Raw genomic sequence first — 19,516 nt, forward strand, 5'->3', positions numbered from 1 at the left:
ATGGCCTTACCGTACGAAATCTTCATCGGCCTCCGGTACCTGCGCGCGAAACGCCGCAACCGCACGATCTCCTTCAATACGGTCGTCTCCATCACCGGTATCACGCTCGGCGTCGCCGCCTTGATCGGCACCGTCGGCATCATGACCGGCTTCAAGGAAGACATCCAGGCCAAGATTCTCGGCACGACCGCCCATATTATGGTGAACGACCGGACCAAGGAGTCCATGGGGGACTATGACGAACAGGTCACCAAGGTCCAGGCGGTCCCGGAGGTCGTCGCGGCCACGCCCTTCATCTTCCGCCAGGTGCTGCTGACGTCACAGTCCGGGGTCCAGGGCATCATTCTGCGCGGCATCGATCCGGCCCGCGAGGGCAAGGTCACCGAATTGGCCAAGAATATGGTGGCCGGAAGTCTCGACGACCTGGGACACTCGGTCAAGGTCACGATCCCCGAGAAAGAACGGGAACCGAATGGACCGGATTCGGCCATGCGCCCCGGCATCATCCTGGGCAAGGAACTGGCCATGCGGCTGTCCGTGTTTCCGGGCGACCAGTTGAACGTCGTCTCCCCGGTCGGGCCCGTCACCGGGGCAAGCATGACGCCGAAGATCCGCCAGTTTGTCGTGGCAGGGATCTTTCAATCCGGCATGTACGAATATGACTCGTCGCTGGCCTACATCGAGTTGGGCGAAGCGCAAAAATTCTTCAACATGGGCGCCGCCGTGACCGGCATCGAGGTGAAGGTGGCCGACGTGTTCCGCGCAGCGGATGTCGCCCGCAGTATCGAACATACGCTGGGGTTCAACTACTGGGCGCGCGATTGGATGCAGATGAACCGAAACCTGTTCTCGGCGTTGAAGCTCGAGAAAACGATGATGTTTCTCCTGCTCGTCTTGATCACCATCGTCGCCTCGTTCAACATCGTGAGCACCCTGACGATGATCGTGACGGAGAAACAACGGGAAATCGCCATCCTCAAGGCGATGGGAGCGACGCGCAAGGGCATCATGCGCATCTTCATGCTCAACGGCCTCATCATCGGCTGCTCCGGAGCCGCCATCGGCGTCCCGTTGGGCTACGCGTTCCTTTGGCTCATCCAGACCTTTTGGCACTTCGACCCGACGGTCTACTACATCTCGCGCATTCCGGTGCATGTCCTGAGCGAGGACGTGTTCCTGGTCGCCGGTTCGGCCATCGTGATCAGTTTCGCCGCCACGCTCTACCCGTCGCTGCAGGCCGCCAAGCTCGATCCCGCCGCCGCGCTGAGGTACGAATAGACGGCGGAACGTACGATTTGCTGATGTGGTGGTCTGGCAATTGATTTTTCTAAAAACTATTCGCTCAACACATCATCAGATCGACAATTTGATGCTCGCTGAGAAGATCCTTCATTCACCCAATCACGAGATCAGTAGATCGACAGATTCATGATCCAGGTCGTCAATCTCTATAAATCCTTCCCCATGGGCGGTCAGGAGTTGGTGGTGCTCAACCACATCAACCTTGAGATCAAACGCGGCGAATTCATCGCGATCGTGGGGGCGTCCGGAGCGGGAAAGAGCACGTTGCTGCATATCCTGGGAACCCTCGACCGGCCCACGAAGGGCACAGTCTCATTCGACGGGCAGGATCTGTTTCAGCTCGGCGAGCAGCAGCAGGCGGAGTTCCGCAACAAACGCGTCGGATTCGTGTTTCAATTCCACCATCTGCTGCCGGAGTTCACCGCGCTGGAAAACGCCTGCCTCCCCGCGATGATCCAGCAGCGCGATCCCGCTCAGACGGAGGCCGAAGCGACTCAGCTTCTCCGCGAAGTCGGCCTCGGCGATCGGCTGTATCACAAGCCGGGGGAATTGTCCGGCGGCGAGCAACAGCGTGTCTCCGTGGCCCGCGCCCTGATGCAGCAGCCTGACCTCGTCTTAGCCGACGAACCGACCGGCAACCTCGATACCCACACCGGCGATGCCCTCTTCGGATTGCTCCGGCAGTTGAACCGATCCCGCAACACCACCTTCGTGATCGTCACACACAACGACAAACTTTCGGCGCAGGCGGATCGGATCATTCACATGCAGGACGGCATGATCGTCTAGCGGTAGTGACCGTACATGGGTGACCTGCGACGCAAGCGACCAGGAGACGTTTCCCCCGAATACATGCTCACCCGCACCTCGCGATCGGAGACTGAATAGATGCGCAATTTCTTGACGGGTTTGGCTGGTTTGCGTAGACTGACCGAGCATTGCTCGACTACGGAAAACCTCACACCTATGCTCAATAGGACCTCAGTTCGCATCCTCTCGTTGCTGGTCTTGTTTCTTAGTCCGCTCGCTGCGGAAGCGGTGGAATTCGTTCCGGTCGGAGCCCGCCAGATCGGCATGGGCGGCGCCGGTGTCGCCACGACGACCGACTCCCTGGCCACCTACTGGAACCCGGCCGGGATGGCGATGAGTAAGAAGTTCGACATTCGGATTCAAGGCGGAGGCCAGATCGTCGACCGGGGCGACGTGTTCGATACGGTGAAGGAAATCAATCACCTGAACTTGAACGACACCTCCGCGGGCAACATCGCCAAACTCCAGCAACTGGTCGACCGTATCAATAGACCGAATACCAATCTGCAGGCAGCGGCCTCGGGCGGGTTTTACGTCAAAGGCAACTTCGGCGAACACGCGCTGGGCTTTAATGTCTCCGACGTGGCGACGGCCGGCGGCTTCGTGCGCAGCCCGGTGGGTTTTACGAACAGCGGCACCAGCCTCACGGTCAACGGCCAGTTGGCCATGAATGGGCTTGAGGCGCGCCAGGCGGCCTTGTCATACGCCTATGCATTCGCCGACCGGATGTTTTCGATCGGTGTCACCGGCAAGATCATTCAGGGCGCCGCCTATACCGGTGCGACCAATATCCGGGGGGCCAGCGACGATGTGAAGGTCTTCGAGGACATCGGGCGGGCCAAGCTCTCGACCGCAGTCGGCATCGACGTCGGCGCCATGTTTCGGCCGTCATCCTGGTTGCGCGCCGGCATCGTAGCCAAGGACATCAACGCTCCGACCTTCGACGCGCTGAACGGGGATAAATTCAAGCTCCTTCCACAGGTGCGAACCGGTGTCGCCATCAACCCCTATAACTCGCTGACGTTGACCTCCGATATCGACATCACCAAGAACAGCACCCTGACGCCCGGGCTCCACAGTCAAATCCTGAGCCTCGGGGCCGAACAGACGATCCTTTCTGAGCTCCTCTCATTCCGGCTGGGCGCTTTCAAGAACATGCAGGATGCAAAGACCCCATTTATTCCTACGTTTGGCTTCGGATTACGTATACTTGCCTTGCGCATCGATATCGGCGGCGGGTATGATTTCAGAGACCAGGCGGCTCTGGCTTCCGGGTCGATCGCGATGACGTTCTAGTCCATCTCAACGTTTTTGACTCATTCTGATACACTTACAACAGAGCCTATGAAATCCAGAACTCAACAGACCTGGCGATCCCTGTTTGCACTCCTGTTCATCACCCTTCTCGCCGGTTGCGGCGGCCTCCAAGAAATGTGGGAAGGTCCGGCGGCCAGGGGTTTCTACCCGAAAACGATGGCGATTCTCCCGATCTCCGGGGCCTATGACAGTGCCCGGGAGGACGTGGAAGAAGTGGTGGCCAAGGTACTCGTGAAGAGCCGCCGTGTGGAAAAGGTCGTGCCTCCGGACCAGGTCACGGACACCTTCCAAACCACGAAGGACGCCTTCGACGCCCTAGTGACCTACTTCTCCCGCATGGAGACGACCGGCCAGTCCGATAAGTCCTCGGCCGTGAAGATCGGCCAAGCGCTCGGCGCGGATTCCCTGTTAGTGGTGAAGGTGAACGCCTGGGAATATACCCGAGAGGAAGGCGACAACATCGCCCGTGTGGGCTTAAGTATGCGCTTGGTAGACGCCGTGAACGGCGCCATCGTGTGGAAGGCGCGGCACCAAGTGCAGGAAAGCTATCTGTTCATCCGCCCCGACATGCGGGACCTGGCCACGAAGTTGGCCACCGACATGATCAAGTACATGCCGCCGCAGAAGCGGTAAGCCTCCTCCTACTTTTTCAATCGCAGATTCTCGATCGCCAGGCCGAATTGGTTCGACAGGCTGGAGAGCTCCAGCAAGTCCCAATTGCTGAAGGGCTTGCCGCTGCGCTTGTTGACGACCTCGACCACGCCGACCATCTCCTGTCCCGCTCGCACCGGCACCGACACCAAGGTTCGAACCGGCACGGTTCTCTGCCACCCTGAGGCGGCGGGCAGCCGGCTGTCTTGGGTTCCGTCCTTGACGAGGATCGCCTGCCCGCTTTTCACGACCCCGGCGGCCGTCGGTGACTCCAACCCCTTGATCGACTCGGCCCGCTCTCCCGCCACCGCGCGCAATTGCAGGGCGGTATTTTCCCCGGCAAGAAACAAGGCGCCGACCTCGGCTTCCAAAAGCCGCACGGCGGCATCCACCGCCCGCCTCAGCTTGTCGTCTTCAGTGAGAGCCGAATTCAGGACATCGCTCACCTGCTCGAGGTGCTGAATCCTGAGAATCTTCGCGGCATATTTCCTGGTCAACCTGGCGTGGTCCAAGGCGACCGCCAACCAAGGCTGGACCATGGCGAGCGTGTCCAGAATCCTCCGCCGGTCCGCCGATGCAGTCTCGCCCGTATGGATCAGGATGAGTCCCTCGAGTCGACCTACGCGGTGAAGCGAAAAGGCTCGCAGCTCGCCGCTCGACGCCTGCCCGTCCCGCTGTGCCTTTTCCAGCACCTCCTGCCACTCCTTGGCCAGAGGCGCATCCCCGCTCCCGGCTTCCGCCAAGCAGGTCATTTCCTTGGTTTGCTCGTCCCGAACGTAGATCGCGATCGCGCTCACGTTCGTCAGTTGCCAAAACTGCTGCACGAACATCGCGGCGACCCCGATCGGCGAACGCCCTTCTTCTTCAGAACTGCTGACGGTTTCCAGCAAGCGCTGCTGAAGAGTGAAAATCCATTGCTCGGGAGCAGGGACGGAGGAACGAGTGGAACGGGTCTTACGACCAGCGGAGGAAGCGGCGGATCGTTTCGGAGCGGTCTTCTTGCGTGGTGCCTTGGTCGAGGGTCGTCGGGTCTTCCGGCGAGGAGCTGCCATGTCACCTTCCTCTCGTTGAGTCCATCATGCCTGTGCCGGTTGCATGGCCGCCTTGAGCGAACGCACGAAGGCGCCGACCTGTGGCACCAACCGGCTATCCTGTCCATGTTCGGCCACACGCCGCACGATCGCACTGCCGACGATGACGCCGTCCGCGATCTTGCCCACCCGGGCGGCATCCTCGGGAGTGGCCACACCGAATCCCACGGCCACCGGGGTCTTGGTCACTTTCTTGATTTTCGCGACGTTCGCCGCCACATCCGGCACATCGTCCAGTTTCCCGCCGGTAATGCCGGTGATCGATACGTAGTACACGAAGCCGCCCGACTGCTTCGCCACATAATCTCGGCGGGAGGCCGTGCTGGTCGGGGCTAAGAGAAATATCAAATGCACTCCCGCCTCGTCGGCCGGCTTGCGCAGCGGTCCCGCCTCGTCCGGGGGCATATCCGGGACGATCAGCCCGTCCACACCTGCCTCGGCAGCCTTTCGGCAAAAATCCGCCTCGCCGAACGCGTGGATATTGTTGTAGTAGGCCATCAGGACGATCGGAATCTGGGTTTGAGCGCGCAGGGATTTCACTGATTGAAGAATCTTCCGCAGCGTCGTCCCGCTGCGCAGCGCACGCTCCGCCGCCTTCTGAATGACCGGCCCGTCTGCAATCGGATCGGAAAAGGGCACGCCCAGCTCGATCACGTCGGCGCCGGCACGCTCCAATTCAAGCACCAGCTGTTCCGTCTCCTGGAGCGAAGGATCGCCCGCCATGATGTAGGCAATCAAGGCCTTCTCGCGTTTGTCCTGCAATCGGCTGAAAGTCTGATCTAAGCGATTCATGGTTTGCATCTTACGAGACGTCGTTCGTCTTTCGTGAAGCGCATCTCGTCTCTCGCTGGCACATCTCCCCGACGGCTCTTCTTGCGAGACACGAACATGCTTCTCGAAGAACGTCTTATAGAGTGACTCCCTTGATCCTAGCTACCTGTTGCACATCCTTGTCGCCGCGGCCCGAGAGATTGGCCACGATGATCTGGCTTTTCTTCATCCTGGGCGCCACTTTCACGACTTCGGCGATGGCATGGGCGCTTTCCAAGGCCGGCACGATGCCTTCTTCTCTGGCCAACAGATCGAACGCCGCCAAGGCCTCGTCGTCGGTAGCCGAAGTATATTGCGCGCGGTTCAGATCTTTTAAGTGGGCATGCTCCGGTCCGACCGCCGCATAGTCCAAACCGGCGGACACCGAATGCGTGAGGTTCACCTGGCCGTTCTCGTCCTGCAGTAGATAGGTCATCGTACCTTGCAAAACCCCCGGACGACCGCCCGCAAAGCGCGCGGCATGTTTGCCGCTTTCCACTCCGAGTCCGGCTGCTTCAACCCCCACGAGCTGCACCTTCTTGTCCGGCACGAACGCATAGAACAGCCCCATCGCGTTGCTGCCGCCTCCGACGCAGGCGATGAGTCGATCCGGCAACCGCCCCTCCAGCTTGAGGATCTGCTTGCGCGCCTCGCGGCCGATCACCGATTGGAAGTCGCGGATCATCATCGGATAGGGATGCGCCCCGAGCACCGAGCCGAGCACATAGTGGGTGTTCCGTACGTTCGTCGTCCAATCGCGCATCGCTTCGCTGATCGCATCCTTCAGAGTCCGGCTGCCCGCGTCGACACCGGTGACGGTCGCGCCGAGCAATCGCATGCGAAAGACATTGAGCGCCTGCCGTTCCATGTCTTCCGTGCCCATGTAGATTTCGCAGCGGAGACCGAACATGGCCGCTACGGTCGCGGTGGCGACGCCGTGTTGGCCGGCGCCTGTTTCGGCGATCAGCCGCGGCTTGTTCATGCGCTTTGCCAGCAGGGCCTGCCCGATGGCGTTGTTGATCTTGTGCGCGCCGGTATGACAGAGGTCTTCGCGCTTGAGATAGATTTTCGCCCCGCCGAGTCTTTTGGTCAGCCGTTGGGCGAAGTAGAGCGGCGTCGGACGACCGACGTATTCCTTCAGGTAATGTTTGAACTCGACCTGGAACCGCTTGTCGCGACGAGCTTTCTCATAGACGGCGTCCAACTCCAGGAGCGCCGGCATGAGCGTTTCCGGGACATAGCGCCCGCCGTATTGTCCAAACCGTCCGTGTCGATCCGGTAATGCCATGGCAACCCTCTCGTGGTCCCGAGCGTGGTGAAGTATAGACGCTGCGGGACTAGGTGACAAGTCGCGCCGCGGCGAGAAACGCCCGCACTTTCCCGTGGTCTTTCCGTCCCGGCGAAGCCTCGACGCCGCTGCTCACGTCCACGCCGTAGGGGCGCACCTGCCTGATCGCCTGCGCGACGTTTTCGGGTGTAAGCCCGCCGGCCAACAACACGGGCGCGGCAGCGGCGGCCTCCGCCGCCAGACTCCAATCCGTCACCTGGCCGGTGCCGCCGTAGGCATCGGGAGAAAACGCGTCCACCACGAAACCCCGAACCTGCGCGCGGCCCTTGAACTCGGCCAATGCCAGGAACGATCGCCGATCTTTCAACCGAATGGCCTTGAGGGCCGGACGACCGAGCAGTTCACAGTAGGTCGCCGGCTCATCGCCGTGCAACTGCGCCAACGCCAGGCCGCAGTCGTCCATCACATCCCGCACGACCTTGGCGTCCTCGTTGACGAAGACCCCGACCGGAATGACGAACGGCGGCAGCCCCCGGATAATCGCCTTGACCGTCGCCGCCTCTGCACAGCGGGGACTCTTCTTATGGAAGACGAAACCCAGCGCATCGGCGCCGGACTCGACCGCCACCGCCGCGTCCTGCTCGTTCGTGATCCCGCAAATCTTGACCTTGATCGACATGACCTCAGCACTTCGCCTTGCTGGCCTGCTGGCCGTAGAAGCCCCGGTACGACCACTCGCAGGCCTTTCCGCCGGAATTGAAGGTCAGGCCGATCGTCTCGTAGCGGCCGTCGATCTGCTGCACCGACCACTCGCAGACCTCACCGCCGTCCTTGAAGGTGTGGCACTTGTTGGGAATGCCCAACTCGCGGATCCGTTCGTCTTTGGTCGATCCGATCCACTTGTCCCACTTCGGAACGAACTCGTGCACGTCGGTGCTGGCGCAGCCGCTCAAAGACAAAACCCCCAGCGCTACAGCCGAACAGAGCAGACGGTTCATGCCTCCTCCTTCTTGGTGTCCTCGCCCAGCAGTTCCTGAATCTTCTTCCCGATATCGTCGGCGCGGATCAACGACTCCCCGATCAGCATGGCGTGCGCGCCGCATTCGATCAGCCGTAGCACGTCGGCGCGCTTATGGATGCCGCTTTCGCTCACGATCAATTTGTCGGCGGGGATCCGCTTGGCGAGCCGCTGCGTTACGCCCAGGTCGGTTGAAAAGGTTTTGAGATCGCGATTGTTGATGCCGATCAACCGTACGTCCGGCAACCACTCGAGCACAACGTCCAACTCACGCTCATGGTGCGTTTCGACCAACACGTCGAGGGCCAATTCCTTCGCCAGCGCGGCAAAGTCGATCAGTTGACGCTTCTCCAAGGCCGCGACGATGAGGAGAATAGCATCGGCTCCATGCGCGCGGGCCTCGTAGAATTGGATGTCCGAGACCATGAACTCCTTGTTCAGCGCCGGCAGCCCCACCTGCTGCTTGACGGCCGCAAGGTATTCCAAGCTGCCCTTGAAGAAATCCTTATCGGTCAGGACCGAGACCGCAGCGGCGCCGTGTTCCCGATACGCCGAGGCGATCTTCACCGGCTCGAACCGCTCCTCGAACTCCGGGCGCAGGAGTCCCAGGCTCGGGGAAGCCTTCTTCACCTCCGCGATGATGGCCGGGCGATCCGGCCGCCGCGTGGCATCCAGCGTCACGGCAAACCCCATCACCGGGGCGGCGTCTCGGATCTTCGCCTTGAGCTCCGACAGATAGCCGCGGCTGTTCTTGTGGCGAATTTCGGCTTTCTTATGTTCGATGATACGGTCGAGAATCACGGCTAGGCCTTCTTGGTAAATGCGATGAGCCTGTCGAGTTTTTCCATGGCGGCGCCGGCGTCGATCGCCCGTTGCGCAACGGCAAATCCCTCCTGCAGCGTCGCGGCCTTGCCGCCGGCCACGATGGCAGGTGCGGCATTGAGACACACGATGTCGCGTTGCGGCCCCTTGCGTCCCTGCAAGATGTCCCTGGCGATACCTGCGTTGTCCTCCGCCGTTCCGCCCAGCAACGCCTTCGGAGCGACTCTGGTCAACCCAAATTCCTTGGGCTCGACGAAGTAGCTCGAGACCACCCCAGCCTTGCCTTCGGAGATCCGAGTACGGTCGGTCAGCGTGATTTCATCCAGCCCATCCATACCGTGGACGATGAAGCAACGTTGGGAGCCCAGATGCACGAGTACTTTCGCGAGCAGCTCGGTCAGCCCCGGGTCGAACACGCCGACGACCTGAAGCCCCGCGCCGGCCGGATTGGTCAGCGGGCCGAGAATGTTCAGCAGGGTGCGAATCCCCAACTCCTGACGAGGCGCCGCGCAATGTTTCATCGCGCTGTGGTAGAGCGGCGCAAACAGGAAGCCGATCCCGACCTCATTGACGCAGTCGGCCACTCGATCCGCCGGCAAGTCGATCCTGACTCCCAGTGCCGCCAGTACGTCGGCGCTGCCGGACTTGGACGAGACGGACCGGTTGCCGTGCTTCGCGACCGTGAGGCCCGCCCCAGCGACCACGAAGGCGGCCGTCGTGGAAATGTTGAAGGTATTTGCTCGGTCGCCGCCGGTGCCGCACGTATCGACCACCTTGCGGTCGGCGACCCGGATCTTCAAGGCACGGGCCCGCATTGCCCGCACGGACCCGGCAATCTCCTCGACCGTCTCCCCCTTCATCCGCAATCCCATGAGATAGCCGGCGATTTGAGCGGAGGTGGCGCTGCCATCCATGATTTCGCCCATGACCTCTTCGGCCTCTTTTTCGGAGAGGGCGATTCGATCGGCAAGCTTACTGATGGCGTCTTTGATCATTCCGGGATAGGAGTTCAGCGATCAACCCGCAGCCTTCAGCCGACAATTCTCAGGGTTTGCTGATGGCTGGCGGCTCACTGCCGACCGCTGGTTGCTAGAGCTTCAAGAAATTTCTGAGCAGATCTTTGCCCGCCGTGGTCAGGATCGATTCCGGATGGAACTGCACGCCCTCAATGCCGAGGGTCTTATGCCGCATCCCCATGATCTCGCCCGCATCCGTTTCGGCGCTGATCTCAAAACAATCCGGAAGATTCTTCCGATTCACGATCAACGAATGGTAGCGGGTCGCTTCGAAGGGATTCGGCAGGTTACGGAATATCGTCTTCCCGTCGTGACGGATCATGGACGTCTTCCCGTGCATGAGGCGCTCCGCGCGGATGACCTCTCCGCCGAAGGCCACCGCCAACGATTGATGCCCCAGGCACACCCCCAGCAGCGGCAACTTGCCCCCGAACATGCGGATCGTCTCGACCGACACCCCCGCTTCCTTCGGCGTACAGGGTCCGGGGGAGATCACGATGCGGCTGGGCTTGAGATCGACGATCTCTTGGAGCGTGATCTTGTTGTTGCGGTAGACCTGCACGTCCTCACCCAACTCGCCGAAATACTGGACGAGGTTGTAGGTAAAGGAGTCGTAGTTGTCGATCATGAGCAGCATGTCAGTGGCTCGCAGTGGTCATTCGTCGTTCGTGAAGCGTATCTCGCGAGAAACAGTGAGCAAGGCTTTCTTCACGCCTCAAATCCTATTCCAGCCCCTGCTCCGCCTGTTCGATCGCCTTCATCATCGCGCGGGCCTTGTTGCAGGTTTCCTCGTATTCATGTTCGGGGTTCGAGTCCGCCACGATGCCGGCGCCGGCCTGGATATAGGCTTGCCGGCCCTTGATCACGACTGTGCGGATGTTGATGCACATGTCCATGTTTCCGGAAAAACTGAAGTAACCGACCGCGCCGGCATAGGGCCCGCGCCTGGTCGGTTCCAGTTCTTCGATGATTTGCATCGCGCGGATCTTCGGCGCGCCGGACACGGTGCCGGCGGGAAAACAGGCACGCAACACATCGTAGGACGTCTTACCTTCGTCGAGGTCGCCTGTGACCTGTGACACGATGTGCATCACGTGGGAATACCGCTCGACTTGCATCAGTGAATCGACCGTAACGGTGCCGCGCTTCGCCACTCGCCCCACGTCGTTGCGCCCCAAGTCCACCAGCATGACGTGTTCGGCCCGTTCTTTCTCGTCGGCCAACAGGCGGCGCCCGAGTTGCTCGTCTTCCTCCGGCGTTTGCCCCCGTCGTCTCGTCCCGGCGATCGGACGGAGCGACACCTTGCCGTCCTCGCAGCGCACCAAAGTCTCGGGCGACGACCCGACCAATTCAACCCCGGCGATTCGCAAGTAATACATGTAGGGCGAAGGATTGATGACCCGCAACGCGCGATAGAGCTGAAACGGCGTCGTGTGGATCTGCGTCTCCCAGCGCTGCGAGAGCACGGCCTGAACGATGTCTCCCGCGCGGATGTACTCCTTGGTCCGCACGACCATCTTCTCGAAATCGGCCTTGCTCATGTTGGAGGTGAAGGTGATCGGCTTGCGCCGCTGCTTCGGACGCAGGCGCTTGGCCGGACGCTTCAACCGCGCGATCATCTTTTCGATCCGGGCGGTGGCGTGGCGGTAGGCCTCGCGGACGTCGCGCTCCTTGTTCGATTCCAGATAGGCGTTCGCAACGACTTTGATTTTCTGCGAAACGTTGTCGAAGATCAGCAGAGTGTCGGTCAGCAGGAACGCGAAGTCCGGGAAGCCGACGCTTTCCTTGCGGCGCGCCGACAGCTCTTCGAACGTCCGCACCATGTCGTAGCCGAAAAAACCGACGGCGCCGCCGACGAAACGCGGCAGCCCCGGGACGGTCACCGGCCGATACTCTTCCATCAACTCTTGCAGCCGCGCCAACGGATTGCCGCGGCTTTGAATACGGATCGTCTTCTTTCCGCGCGTCAGAACCAGGTCACCCTTCTGCTCGTGGATGACGGCGGCGGACCCGCTGCCCAAGAACGAATAGCGCGCCCAATTCTCCCCACCCGCCACGCTTTCCAGCAAATAGGCCGTGGGGCCATGATCGATCTTGGCGAACGCCGACACCGGCGTCTCATAGTCCGCCAAAATCTCCCGATACAACGGAATCAAGTTCCCTTCCGCCGCCAGGGCCCGGAATTGATCCAGGCTCAATGAATAGGGTTGCTTGTTACCGGCCATCTCGTTCAGTCGTCAGGGTTGGCTCACGATCAGTTTCTGCCCCACCTCGATCTGGTCCTTCGAGAGATTGTTCCACTTCCGCAACTTGTCGAGGGACACGTGATATTTCAATCCGATCCGGTAGAGCGTCTCGCCGGCTTTGACCGTATGGGTCATACCGACCGCCGGCGCGGCTTCAGCCCCCGCCGTTTCCATTTCACCGAGCGCCGACTTGGTCTTGTCCTTCACGTCGGACTTGAAATCCAGGATATCCGACGACAGGTCGTTCTTCATTTCCGCTTTCATATCCGCAAACGGCTCGGTGGGAGGTGAGAGCGACTCCGATTTGGCGGGCTTCTCAGCCTTCTTCGGTTTCGGCACCGTCGTCAAGCGCCGCATGTCTTCCTGTGCCCGCTTCTCCAGCAATGCGGCTTCCTTCATGGCCTGCGCTTCATCCTGAATCTGGGCCGCCTGCTGCCGCACGGCTTCTACCTGCGCGCCGAGTTCCCGATTACGCGCTTCGTACTCGGCCAGTTCGCGCTTCGCGCGCTTGACCTCGCTGTCGAGCTCCGCGCTGCGTTTTTCTTCCTGGGCGAGCAGCCGCTGAAAGTTCAGGCTCCGCGCCTTCTCGGCTTCATACTTTTCGGACATGACGCAACCGGAGAGGAACAACAACCCCGCCGCCATCACGCCGCATTTCATCATGGTGGTGCCGATGACTCGTCCATGCTTGTCGTACATTGCGCCACTCCTCCCTTGCCGAGTCACATCACATGACTCTTGCCGTTCACACGAACCGTGAGTTTGTCCGCGTCCCTGCTGGCCTGCGGCGCTCATAAAGGGACTTAGAATACGGGCCAAATCAGCGAAAGTCAAAGTGAAACGGGCGCTGCGGTGGTTTGACCCTCTTGCCGACCCTGTGTTACGGTTCGACCGAGAACGACGCTCATTCTATCCAAAGGCACCCCCGAAAGACCATGCCTCCACTGTCGCAACCGGCCGCCGGACGGACGGTCCAAATCGACGGCGTGACGCTCCATCTGGCTCGGCCGATGACCTCAGCCCAAGATTGGATCGGCAATCGCGAGATTCTCAAGCAACTGCTGGCCTGCTGGCTGGTGATCGATCCGCGCGATTTGCCGCTCTCGCCCAGAATTACGGGGCAACCGGGCATCGGCAAGACGACGCTCGCAATGGCCGGGGCCCGCGAGCGCAAGCAGGACCTCTATATTTTTCAATGCACCGCCGATACGAGGCCGGAGGATCTGCTGGTCACGCCCGTGCTGGCTGAATCCGGCACAATTACCTACCACGCCTCGCCGCTGGTGACCGCCGTGCTCACGGGGAGCATCTGCGTCCTGGACGAAGGCAACCGCATGAACGAGAAGAGCTGGGCCTCCCTGGCCTCGCTGTTGGACCACCGGCGCTGTGTGGAATCCATCGTCGCCAGCATCCTCATCCATGCCCATGAAGACTTCCGTTGCTGCGTCACCATGAACGAAGATGCCTCCACCTATGAGGTGCCGGACTACATCCTGTCCCGCCTCCAGCCGACCCTGGGCATGGGCTTCCCGACGAGAGAAGACGAGCTGGCGATCCTGAAATACCACCTGCCCTTCGCGCCGACGGACATGTTGGCCCTGACGGTGGAGTTTCTCCAGGAGGCTCACCGGCTAAGCCTCGACTATTCCGTACGAGACGGCATCCATTTGCTCCAATACGCGTTGAAGCGCCGCGCGCAGGACCCGACTCATCCGTTGGCCGCCGACGAGGCCTGGCGCGAGGCGCTCATCAAAGTGTTGGGCGAAGAGGCGCTGGATCTTCCGACGCAATCGCGCCGCCGTAAACGCGCGCTCGGCGATCAGGCCCTGCCGCAAGGGATGGGCGATTTCTTTTTTGAAACCGACGATCCTCTACACCCCGACCGCTGATGGCAGCCCCGACGCCCGAATCGGCCTCCGTCTTCCGTCTCTCTCCCCGTATTGAACTCTTGCCCGTCCTCCACGGCAGCGGCGACATGGCCCAGGAGGTGCGCGAGACCGTGATCAGCCGCCCATTCGATTGCCTGGCGCTCCCCCTTCCACCCTCGTTCGAGCGTCCCTTGGAAGATGCGGTATTCGATCTCCCCGCAATCGGCATCGTCGTCCAACGAGAGTCCGACGGAGGCGAGACCGAGCGGGTCAACTTCGTGCCGGTCGATCCCTGCCAGCCCGTGATCATGGGCATTCGCGTCGCCATGGGCGAAGGTATCCCTCGCGCCTACATCGACCGAGAGGTGGCGTCATTCGAACCAGTCTCGTTCATCTCGCCCGATGCCTATGCGTTGAAGCAGCTTTCCCTCTCGGCCCTCGCCGCCGCAATGGTGCCGGTCCTGCCGCAACCGACCGCGGGTTCCCAGCAGCAAGCACGCATCGCCTGGATGGCGTTCCAACTCCACCAGCTGGAGATGGAATATGAGTCCATCCTCTGTCTCTGCCAGTTGGCGGATTGGCCATGGCTCAGGGAAGCCTACCGGCAGCGGGCACCATTTCAAGAGCCGGAGGTCGTACAAGGGTGGCCGGAACGGTACCGGGCAGACAAGGACTCCCTGTACTTCTTGTTGGGAGAGCTCCCCTTCATCACGGAACTCTATGAGCGGCGGAGGGCCACGGTCCACTCGGATCGCCACCTGTCCGTCGACGGTATCAAAGAGCTGCTGCTCGAAACCCGCTCCCGCTGGCAGGCGTCTCATGACGAAGAAGGGCAGTCGGTTCCGAGCTGGGTCACGCCGCAGTTGTTGCAGTCGTACCTGCAATATGTCCGGAACTTGGCGCTGCTCGATCGGCGTCTGACTCCCGACCTTTACAGTCTGGTACTCGCAGCGAAACAAATGGCCGGAGATGCATTCGCCGTTCGGCTGTTGGAGACTGCAAAAAGTTATGCGTACCAGGAGGACCGCACGTCGTATCTCCCGGTAGTCTCAGCCGGGCTTGGACAGCTGGAACTACCGGACGGACGTGTCCTGCGCGCGACCAATCGATTGCAGGGTACGCCGCTCGTATGGCGATCGCTTTCGCTTCGGCCGAAGCCGGCGCGCCGATCCAGCCGCCGCTGGTCATACCTTTGGAACCCGAATCGGCAATGTTCCTGGCCTCCCGAGGATACGAAGATCGAAAGTTTTCACACCCACGTGCGCGAACAGGCCAAGGCGATCATCGGGTCCGATCTGGCCAAGGTCGAGAAATTCTCGACCTCCTTCAAAGATGGGATCGATCTTCGTGAGAGTCTCCGCCATTGGTACAAGCGCCACCAACCTGGTGGGTCGAAGAAGCTCGAGATTTACGTGCGTGAGATTCCCCCGGCTCGAGGAAACGTCGATACCGTCATCTTCTTGTTCGATACTCCCGCCGATCCCGAAGACTACAGTTGGCAAGCGACCTGGTATGCCGAACATGCCGAAGAGTCGACGCTCTGTTTCTACGCGACCCCGTTCTTGCACAACATGGTCGGGCCGGGCATCGGCCAGTCTCGGTACGGCGGCGCGCTGTTCATGTTTCCACCTCGACCCATTGCCGACATCTGGACCGACGAGGGGTTGAGCTTTGCCAAGACACTGGAGGAACGGTTGATCGCCGCCGGAGCGGTACACTCACGGGAGACGCACATCGCCCTGGTCACCCCGGTTCCCCCGCGGGCGCAGTGGCGGCGGATCGCCCGTCATTTCGGTCGGCGGCTCGTTCCCATTCCCTTGAGCCGGTTCTCGGGTCAATTGATCGATCGCTTGCGCCGATTTCACGTACTCAACGGCCACGAAATCCGAAGTTTCGCCGCCCAATTCATTCGCGAGTCCTGACCATGTCACGCACCGACGCCGCCGCGCGTATTGCCGAACTGCGAAAAGAGATCTCCCGCCACGATCACCTTTATTACACGAAGGACAAACCGGAGATCTCCGATGCCGAGTACGACCGGCTCTTTCGTGAACTGGTCGACCTTGAGGCTGCCCATCCGGACCTCGTCTCGCCCGACTCACCCACCCAACGGGTCGGCGGAGCACCGCTCGATGAGCTGACCAAGATCGCGCACGTCAAACCCATGCTCAGTCTCGACTCGATCATAGAACAGGGCGAGGTGCTGGCGTTCGACAATCGCATGAAGCGCGAACTCGAAACCGCACAGGTTGCCTATACCGTGGAGCCGAAATTCGATGGACTGTCCGTAGAACTCGTCTACGAGCAGGGTCGGTTCCTGCGCGGAGCCACCCGCGGAGACGGATCGATCGGGGAAGATGTGACCGTCAACCTGCGGACGATTCGAAACCTGCCGCTGCAACTCATATCGGCCTCGTCTCCACCGGCGCAACTGGTCGTGCGCGGAGAGGTCTACATGAAGTTGGATGAATTTCAGCACCTGAACCGTCGGATGACGGAACGGGGCGAGGAAGCCTTCGCCAATCCACGGAACGCTGCAGCCGGATCATTGCGCCAGCTGGACAGCCGCATCACCGCCTCGCGGCCGCTGACGATCACCTGTTACGACATCATGGCCCTGGCTGGGCCGGCGCCCGCCACGCATTGGGACGAACTCGAAGCCTTGGCAGGCTGGGGCCTCCCGGTTCCCGAACACCGCCGGCGCTGCCAATCCATCGATGAGGTCCTCGAGTTCCATCGCGCCACTGATGCCACGCGAGAGCAACTCCCCTTCGAGATCGACGGGATCGTCGTCAAGCTGGACCGTCGCGACTGGCAGGATCGACTAGGCAGCAAATCCCGTAGCCCCCGCTGGGCCATCGCTTACAAATTCGCGCCCCGCAAGGAGATCACTGTCATCCAAGACATTGCCGTATCGGTCGGACGCACCGGGACGCTCACCCCCCTCGCTCTATTGAAGCCGGTTGAAGTCGGCGGCGTGACGATCAGCCGAGCCACGCTGCACAATGCGGACGAGGTGGCGAGAAAAGACGTGCGCGTCGGAGACACCGTGAAAGTGGAGCGGGCCGGCGACGTCATTCCCGCAATTGCGGAACGGGTGCCGGTGCCGGGAGAGGAGCGAAACCAACCGTTTCAGATGCCGGATCATTGCCCGGTCTGCGGTTCAGCGGTGGCTCGGGAAGGCGCTTACTACTACTGCACCGGCCAAACAGCCTGCATGGCGCAGCTCAAAGGCGCCATCGAGCACTTCGCGTCCAAGAGCGCGATGAACATCGACGGGTTGGGGAAAAAGACCGTCGCACAGTTGGTCGACCAAGGCCTCGCGCGGGACCTGTCCGACCTCTATGCGCTCTCGAAGGAGCAACTGTTGACCTTGGAAGGGTTTGCCGATCGCTCCGCGACGCTGCTGATCGAGTCGATTGAGCGCAGCAAGGGCGCGACGTTGGACCGGTTTCTCATGGGACTGGGCATCCGCCAGGTGGGCCAGCATATCGCCCGCGTCCTCGCCAAACAATTCGGTTCGTTGCCCCGCCTCATGGAAGCGTCGCAGGAGCAACTCCTCGAGGTGCGTGAGATCGGACCGGAGATTTCCGCGAGCCTGGCCTCGTTCTTCAGCGAGGACCGAAATCGTCGGGTGATCGCGCGGCTGTTCGAGCGGGGCTTACGGATTGCGGTCCAGGAGAGCCCGGCTGCTGCGAGCCAGACCCTCTCCGGAAAGACCTTCGTGTTCACCGGCGGACTGTCCGGCTACAGCCGCGACCAAGCCAAACAACTCGTGGAGTCCCGCGGCGGCCAGGTCTCCTCCAGTGTCAGCAAGAAAACATCCTATGTCGTGGTGGGGACGGAACCGGGATCGAAGTTGGAGCAGGCGCAGAAACTAGGCGTGAAGATCCTGACCGAGTCGGACTTTACCGATCTCCTGAAACCTGACTGACCGGCATGGCCTCGCCGACCACCGCCTCGACGTGGGACGGGTGTTTTTCTTCCTTGTAGATCTGCACGCTCTTGATCACGCGGGGATCGGCCTCGTGGATCACCAGCCGGCAGTTGCCGATGTGAACCTCCTCGCCGACCTTCGGGATCCGGCCGAGCTCGTGCTGAATCAGGCCGCTGATCGTGACGGCATCGTCCCCCAGATCGACCTTGAGGAAGTCGTTCACCTTCCGCACTTCCGTGCGGCCGTGAACGAGGATCTGATTCTTTCCGATACGCTTGATGAGCTCCTCGGTGATGTCGGTCTCATCGACGATTTCTCCGACCACTTCTTCCAAAAGATCTTCCAGCGTGACCAGTCCCATGACCCCGCCGAACTCGTTGACGACGATCGCCATGTGCCGCTTGTCGAGCTGAAACTGCTTCATCAGGTCGTCGGCCGACTTGGTATGGGGCACGAACAGCGCGGGGCTTGCGATCTCCCGCACCTTCATTTCACTGAGCCCCTGGGCTAGGGCCGTCAGGGCCTTCGTCTTGTACAGGATGCCGATGATGTTATCGAGCGTCCCTTCGTACAGCGGAATCCGTGAATACTTGGACTTAAACAGAAGCTCCTTCGCCTCCTTCAGCAGGAGGTTGCAGTCGAGCGCGAACATGTAGATTCGCGGGGTCATGCAGTCTTCCGACGTAATGTCCTTGAGCTGGAAGACGTTCTTGATCATTTTGACTTCCTGCGCCTCGATCACGCCGCTCTTGCTGCTTTCGTCCAGCATGATCTTCAGCTCTTCCTCGGTCACGAAGGGCACGCTGAGCCCTTTGCCCCCGGTGAGCTTGTAGATCAGCGGCACGACGAAGAACATGATCGGTTTCAACACCTGCTGGGCCGCATAAGCGGGATAAGCCATGTTCAAGACGACCGGCACGGAGAACTTGGCCGCCAAGGTTTTCGGCACCAGGTCTGCGAAGACCAGCAAGACGAAGGTCAGGATACCGACCAAGACCGCGAAGGCCTCGCCCAAGACCCCCTCCAGCCCCTGCCCGCCGAAGCGGTTCAACGTGATGATGGTGGCCAAGGAAGCCGTGGCCGTATCAATAAGTCGGTCGGCAACGAGAATGGTCAGGAGGAGTCGCTGCGGATCGTTTCTTAAATGAAGGGCCATTTCAGCCCGCTTGCTGCCTAGATCCGCCAGCGCCCGCAACTTCGTATCGTTGACGGAGTAGAACCCCACCTCGACGACGGAGATCACGGCCGACAATAGGATGAGGAATATCAGTACGATAATGTCCATAGACGTATCGAGATCAGGCCCGGTTATAACTGGATTGGGAGTGGATTGTGCGTCC

18 protein-coding genes are annotated in these 19,516 nt (G+C 60.9%); 7 read left to right on the forward strand and 11 right to left on the reverse strand.

The features are described 5' to 3' along the window. The 4 genes from KF814_02225 to KF814_02240 all read left to right on the forward strand — a co-directional run bounded on the left by KF814_02225 (position 1) and on the right by KF814_02240 (position 4,062). Positions 1-1,278, forward strand: a complete 1,278-nt coding sequence (locus tag KF814_02225; protein ID MBX3234944.1) for a lipoprotein-releasing ABC transporter permease subunit — start codon at positions 1-3, stop codon at positions 1,276-1,278. Positions 1,279-1,428: 150 nt separating this feature from the next. Further along, positions 1,429-2,091, forward strand: a complete 663-nt coding sequence (locus KF814_02230; GenBank protein MBX3234945.1) for an ABC transporter ATP-binding protein — start codon at positions 1,429-1,431, stop codon at positions 2,089-2,091. A gap of 99 nt (positions 2,092-2,190) precedes the next feature. Then, complete coding sequence (traF, locus tag KF814_02235; GenBank protein MBX3234946.1) at positions 2,191-3,408, forward strand: conjugal transfer protein TraF; 1,218 nt, start codon at positions 2,191-2,193, stop codon at positions 3,406-3,408. Positions 3,409-3,456: 48 nt separating this feature from the next. Beyond that, entirely contained in the window at positions 3,457-4,062 is a 606-nt protein-coding gene (locus KF814_02240) for a hypothetical protein (protein MBX3234947.1), read from the forward strand. A gap of 8 nt (positions 4,063-4,070) precedes the next feature. On the opposite strand, the gene KF814_02245 is transcribed toward KF814_02240, so the two are convergent. The 10 genes from KF814_02245 to KF814_02290 all read right to left on the reverse strand — a co-directional run bounded on the left by KF814_02245 (position 4,071) and on the right by KF814_02290 (position 13,070). Further along, complete coding sequence (locus tag KF814_02245) at positions 4,071-5,132, reverse strand: GAF domain-containing protein (protein MBX3234948.1); 1,062 nt, start codon at positions 5,130-5,132, stop codon at positions 4,071-4,073. Between the two features lie 24 nt (positions 5,133-5,156). Further along, positions 5,157-5,963, reverse strand: coding sequence for a tryptophan synthase subunit alpha (gene trpA, locus KF814_02250; GenBank protein MBX3234949.1), 807 nt, complete (start codon positions 5,961-5,963; stop codon positions 5,157-5,159). Between the two features lie 115 nt (positions 5,964-6,078). Then, positions 6,079-7,269, reverse strand: coding sequence for a tryptophan synthase subunit beta (trpB, locus tag KF814_02255; GenBank protein MBX3234950.1), 1,191 nt, complete (start codon positions 7,267-7,269; stop codon positions 6,079-6,081). 49 nt (positions 7,270-7,318) lie between these two features. Further along, positions 7,319-7,948, reverse strand: coding sequence for a phosphoribosylanthranilate isomerase (locus KF814_02260; GenBank protein MBX3234951.1), 630 nt, complete (start codon positions 7,946-7,948; stop codon positions 7,319-7,321). A gap of 4 nt (positions 7,949-7,952) precedes the next feature. After that, the gene (locus KF814_02265; protein MBX3234952.1) at positions 7,953-8,267 is read right to left on the reverse strand and encodes a hypothetical protein; all 315 of its coding nucleotides are present in this window, start codon (positions 8,265-8,267) and stop codon (positions 7,953-7,955) included. Then, on the reverse strand, positions 8,264-9,088 hold the full coding sequence (gene trpC / locus KF814_02270) for an indole-3-glycerol phosphate synthase TrpC (GenBank protein ID MBX3234953.1): 825 nt from the start codon (positions 9,086-9,088) through the stop codon (positions 8,264-8,266). Before trpC ends, KF814_02265 begins: the two co-directional genes overlap by 4 nt. Positions 9,089-9,090: 2 nt before the next feature. Continuing rightward, positions 9,091-10,104, reverse strand: a complete 1,014-nt coding sequence (trpD, locus tag KF814_02275; GenBank protein ID MBX3234954.1) for an anthranilate phosphoribosyltransferase — start codon at positions 10,102-10,104, stop codon at positions 9,091-9,093. Between the two features lie 94 nt (positions 10,105-10,198). Beyond that, positions 10,199-10,762 carry an aminodeoxychorismate/anthranilate synthase component II gene (locus KF814_02280; protein ID MBX3234955.1) on the reverse strand — a complete coding sequence of 188 codons (564 nt, stop codon included), beginning with the start codon at positions 10,760-10,762 and terminating at the stop codon, positions 10,199-10,201. An 85-nt stretch (positions 10,763-10,847) separates the two neighbouring features. Next, complete coding sequence (gene trpE, locus KF814_02285) at positions 10,848-12,350, reverse strand: anthranilate synthase component I (protein ID MBX3234956.1); 1,503 nt, start codon at positions 12,348-12,350, stop codon at positions 10,848-10,850. A gap of 12 nt (positions 12,351-12,362) precedes the next feature. Further along, on the reverse strand, positions 12,363-13,070 hold the full coding sequence (locus tag KF814_02290; GenBank protein ID MBX3234957.1) for a LysM peptidoglycan-binding domain-containing protein: 708 nt from the start codon (positions 13,068-13,070) through the stop codon (positions 12,363-12,365). Positions 13,071-13,306: 236 nt separating this feature from the next. Between KF814_02290 and KF814_02295 the strand changes: the two genes are divergently transcribed. The 3 genes from KF814_02295 to ligA are packed head-to-tail and all read left to right on the forward strand — an operon-like array spanning position 13,307 to position 18,173. Continuing rightward, on the forward strand, positions 13,307-14,260 hold the full coding sequence (locus tag KF814_02295) for an AAA family ATPase (GenBank protein ID MBX3234958.1): 954 nt from the start codon (positions 13,307-13,309) through the stop codon (positions 14,258-14,260). Next, positions 14,260-16,161, forward strand: a complete 1,902-nt coding sequence (locus tag KF814_02300) for a hypothetical protein (GenBank protein MBX3234959.1) — start codon at positions 14,260-14,262, stop codon at positions 16,159-16,161. Before KF814_02295 ends, KF814_02300 begins: the two co-directional genes overlap by 1 nt. A gap of 2 nt (positions 16,162-16,163) precedes the next feature. Beyond that, positions 16,164-18,173, forward strand: coding sequence for an NAD-dependent DNA ligase LigA (gene ligA / locus KF814_02305; protein MBX3234960.1), 2,010 nt, complete (start codon positions 16,164-16,166; stop codon positions 18,171-18,173). Here ligA and KF814_02310 read toward each other — a convergent pair. Beyond that, positions 18,148-19,461: an HlyC/CorC family transporter gene (locus KF814_02310; protein MBX3234961.1), complete on the reverse strand. Its 1,314-nt coding sequence runs from the start codon at positions 19,459-19,461 to the stop codon at positions 18,148-18,150. The two genes, ligA and KF814_02310, sit on opposite strands and share 26 nt — an antisense overlap. Between the last annotated feature and the right edge of the window lie 55 nt (positions 19,462-19,516).

The sequence above is a fragment of the Nitrospiraceae bacterium genome (assembly GCA_019637075.1).
Taxonomy (GTDB): Bacteria; Nitrospirota; Nitrospiria; order Nitrospirales; family Nitrospiraceae; genus JAHBWI01.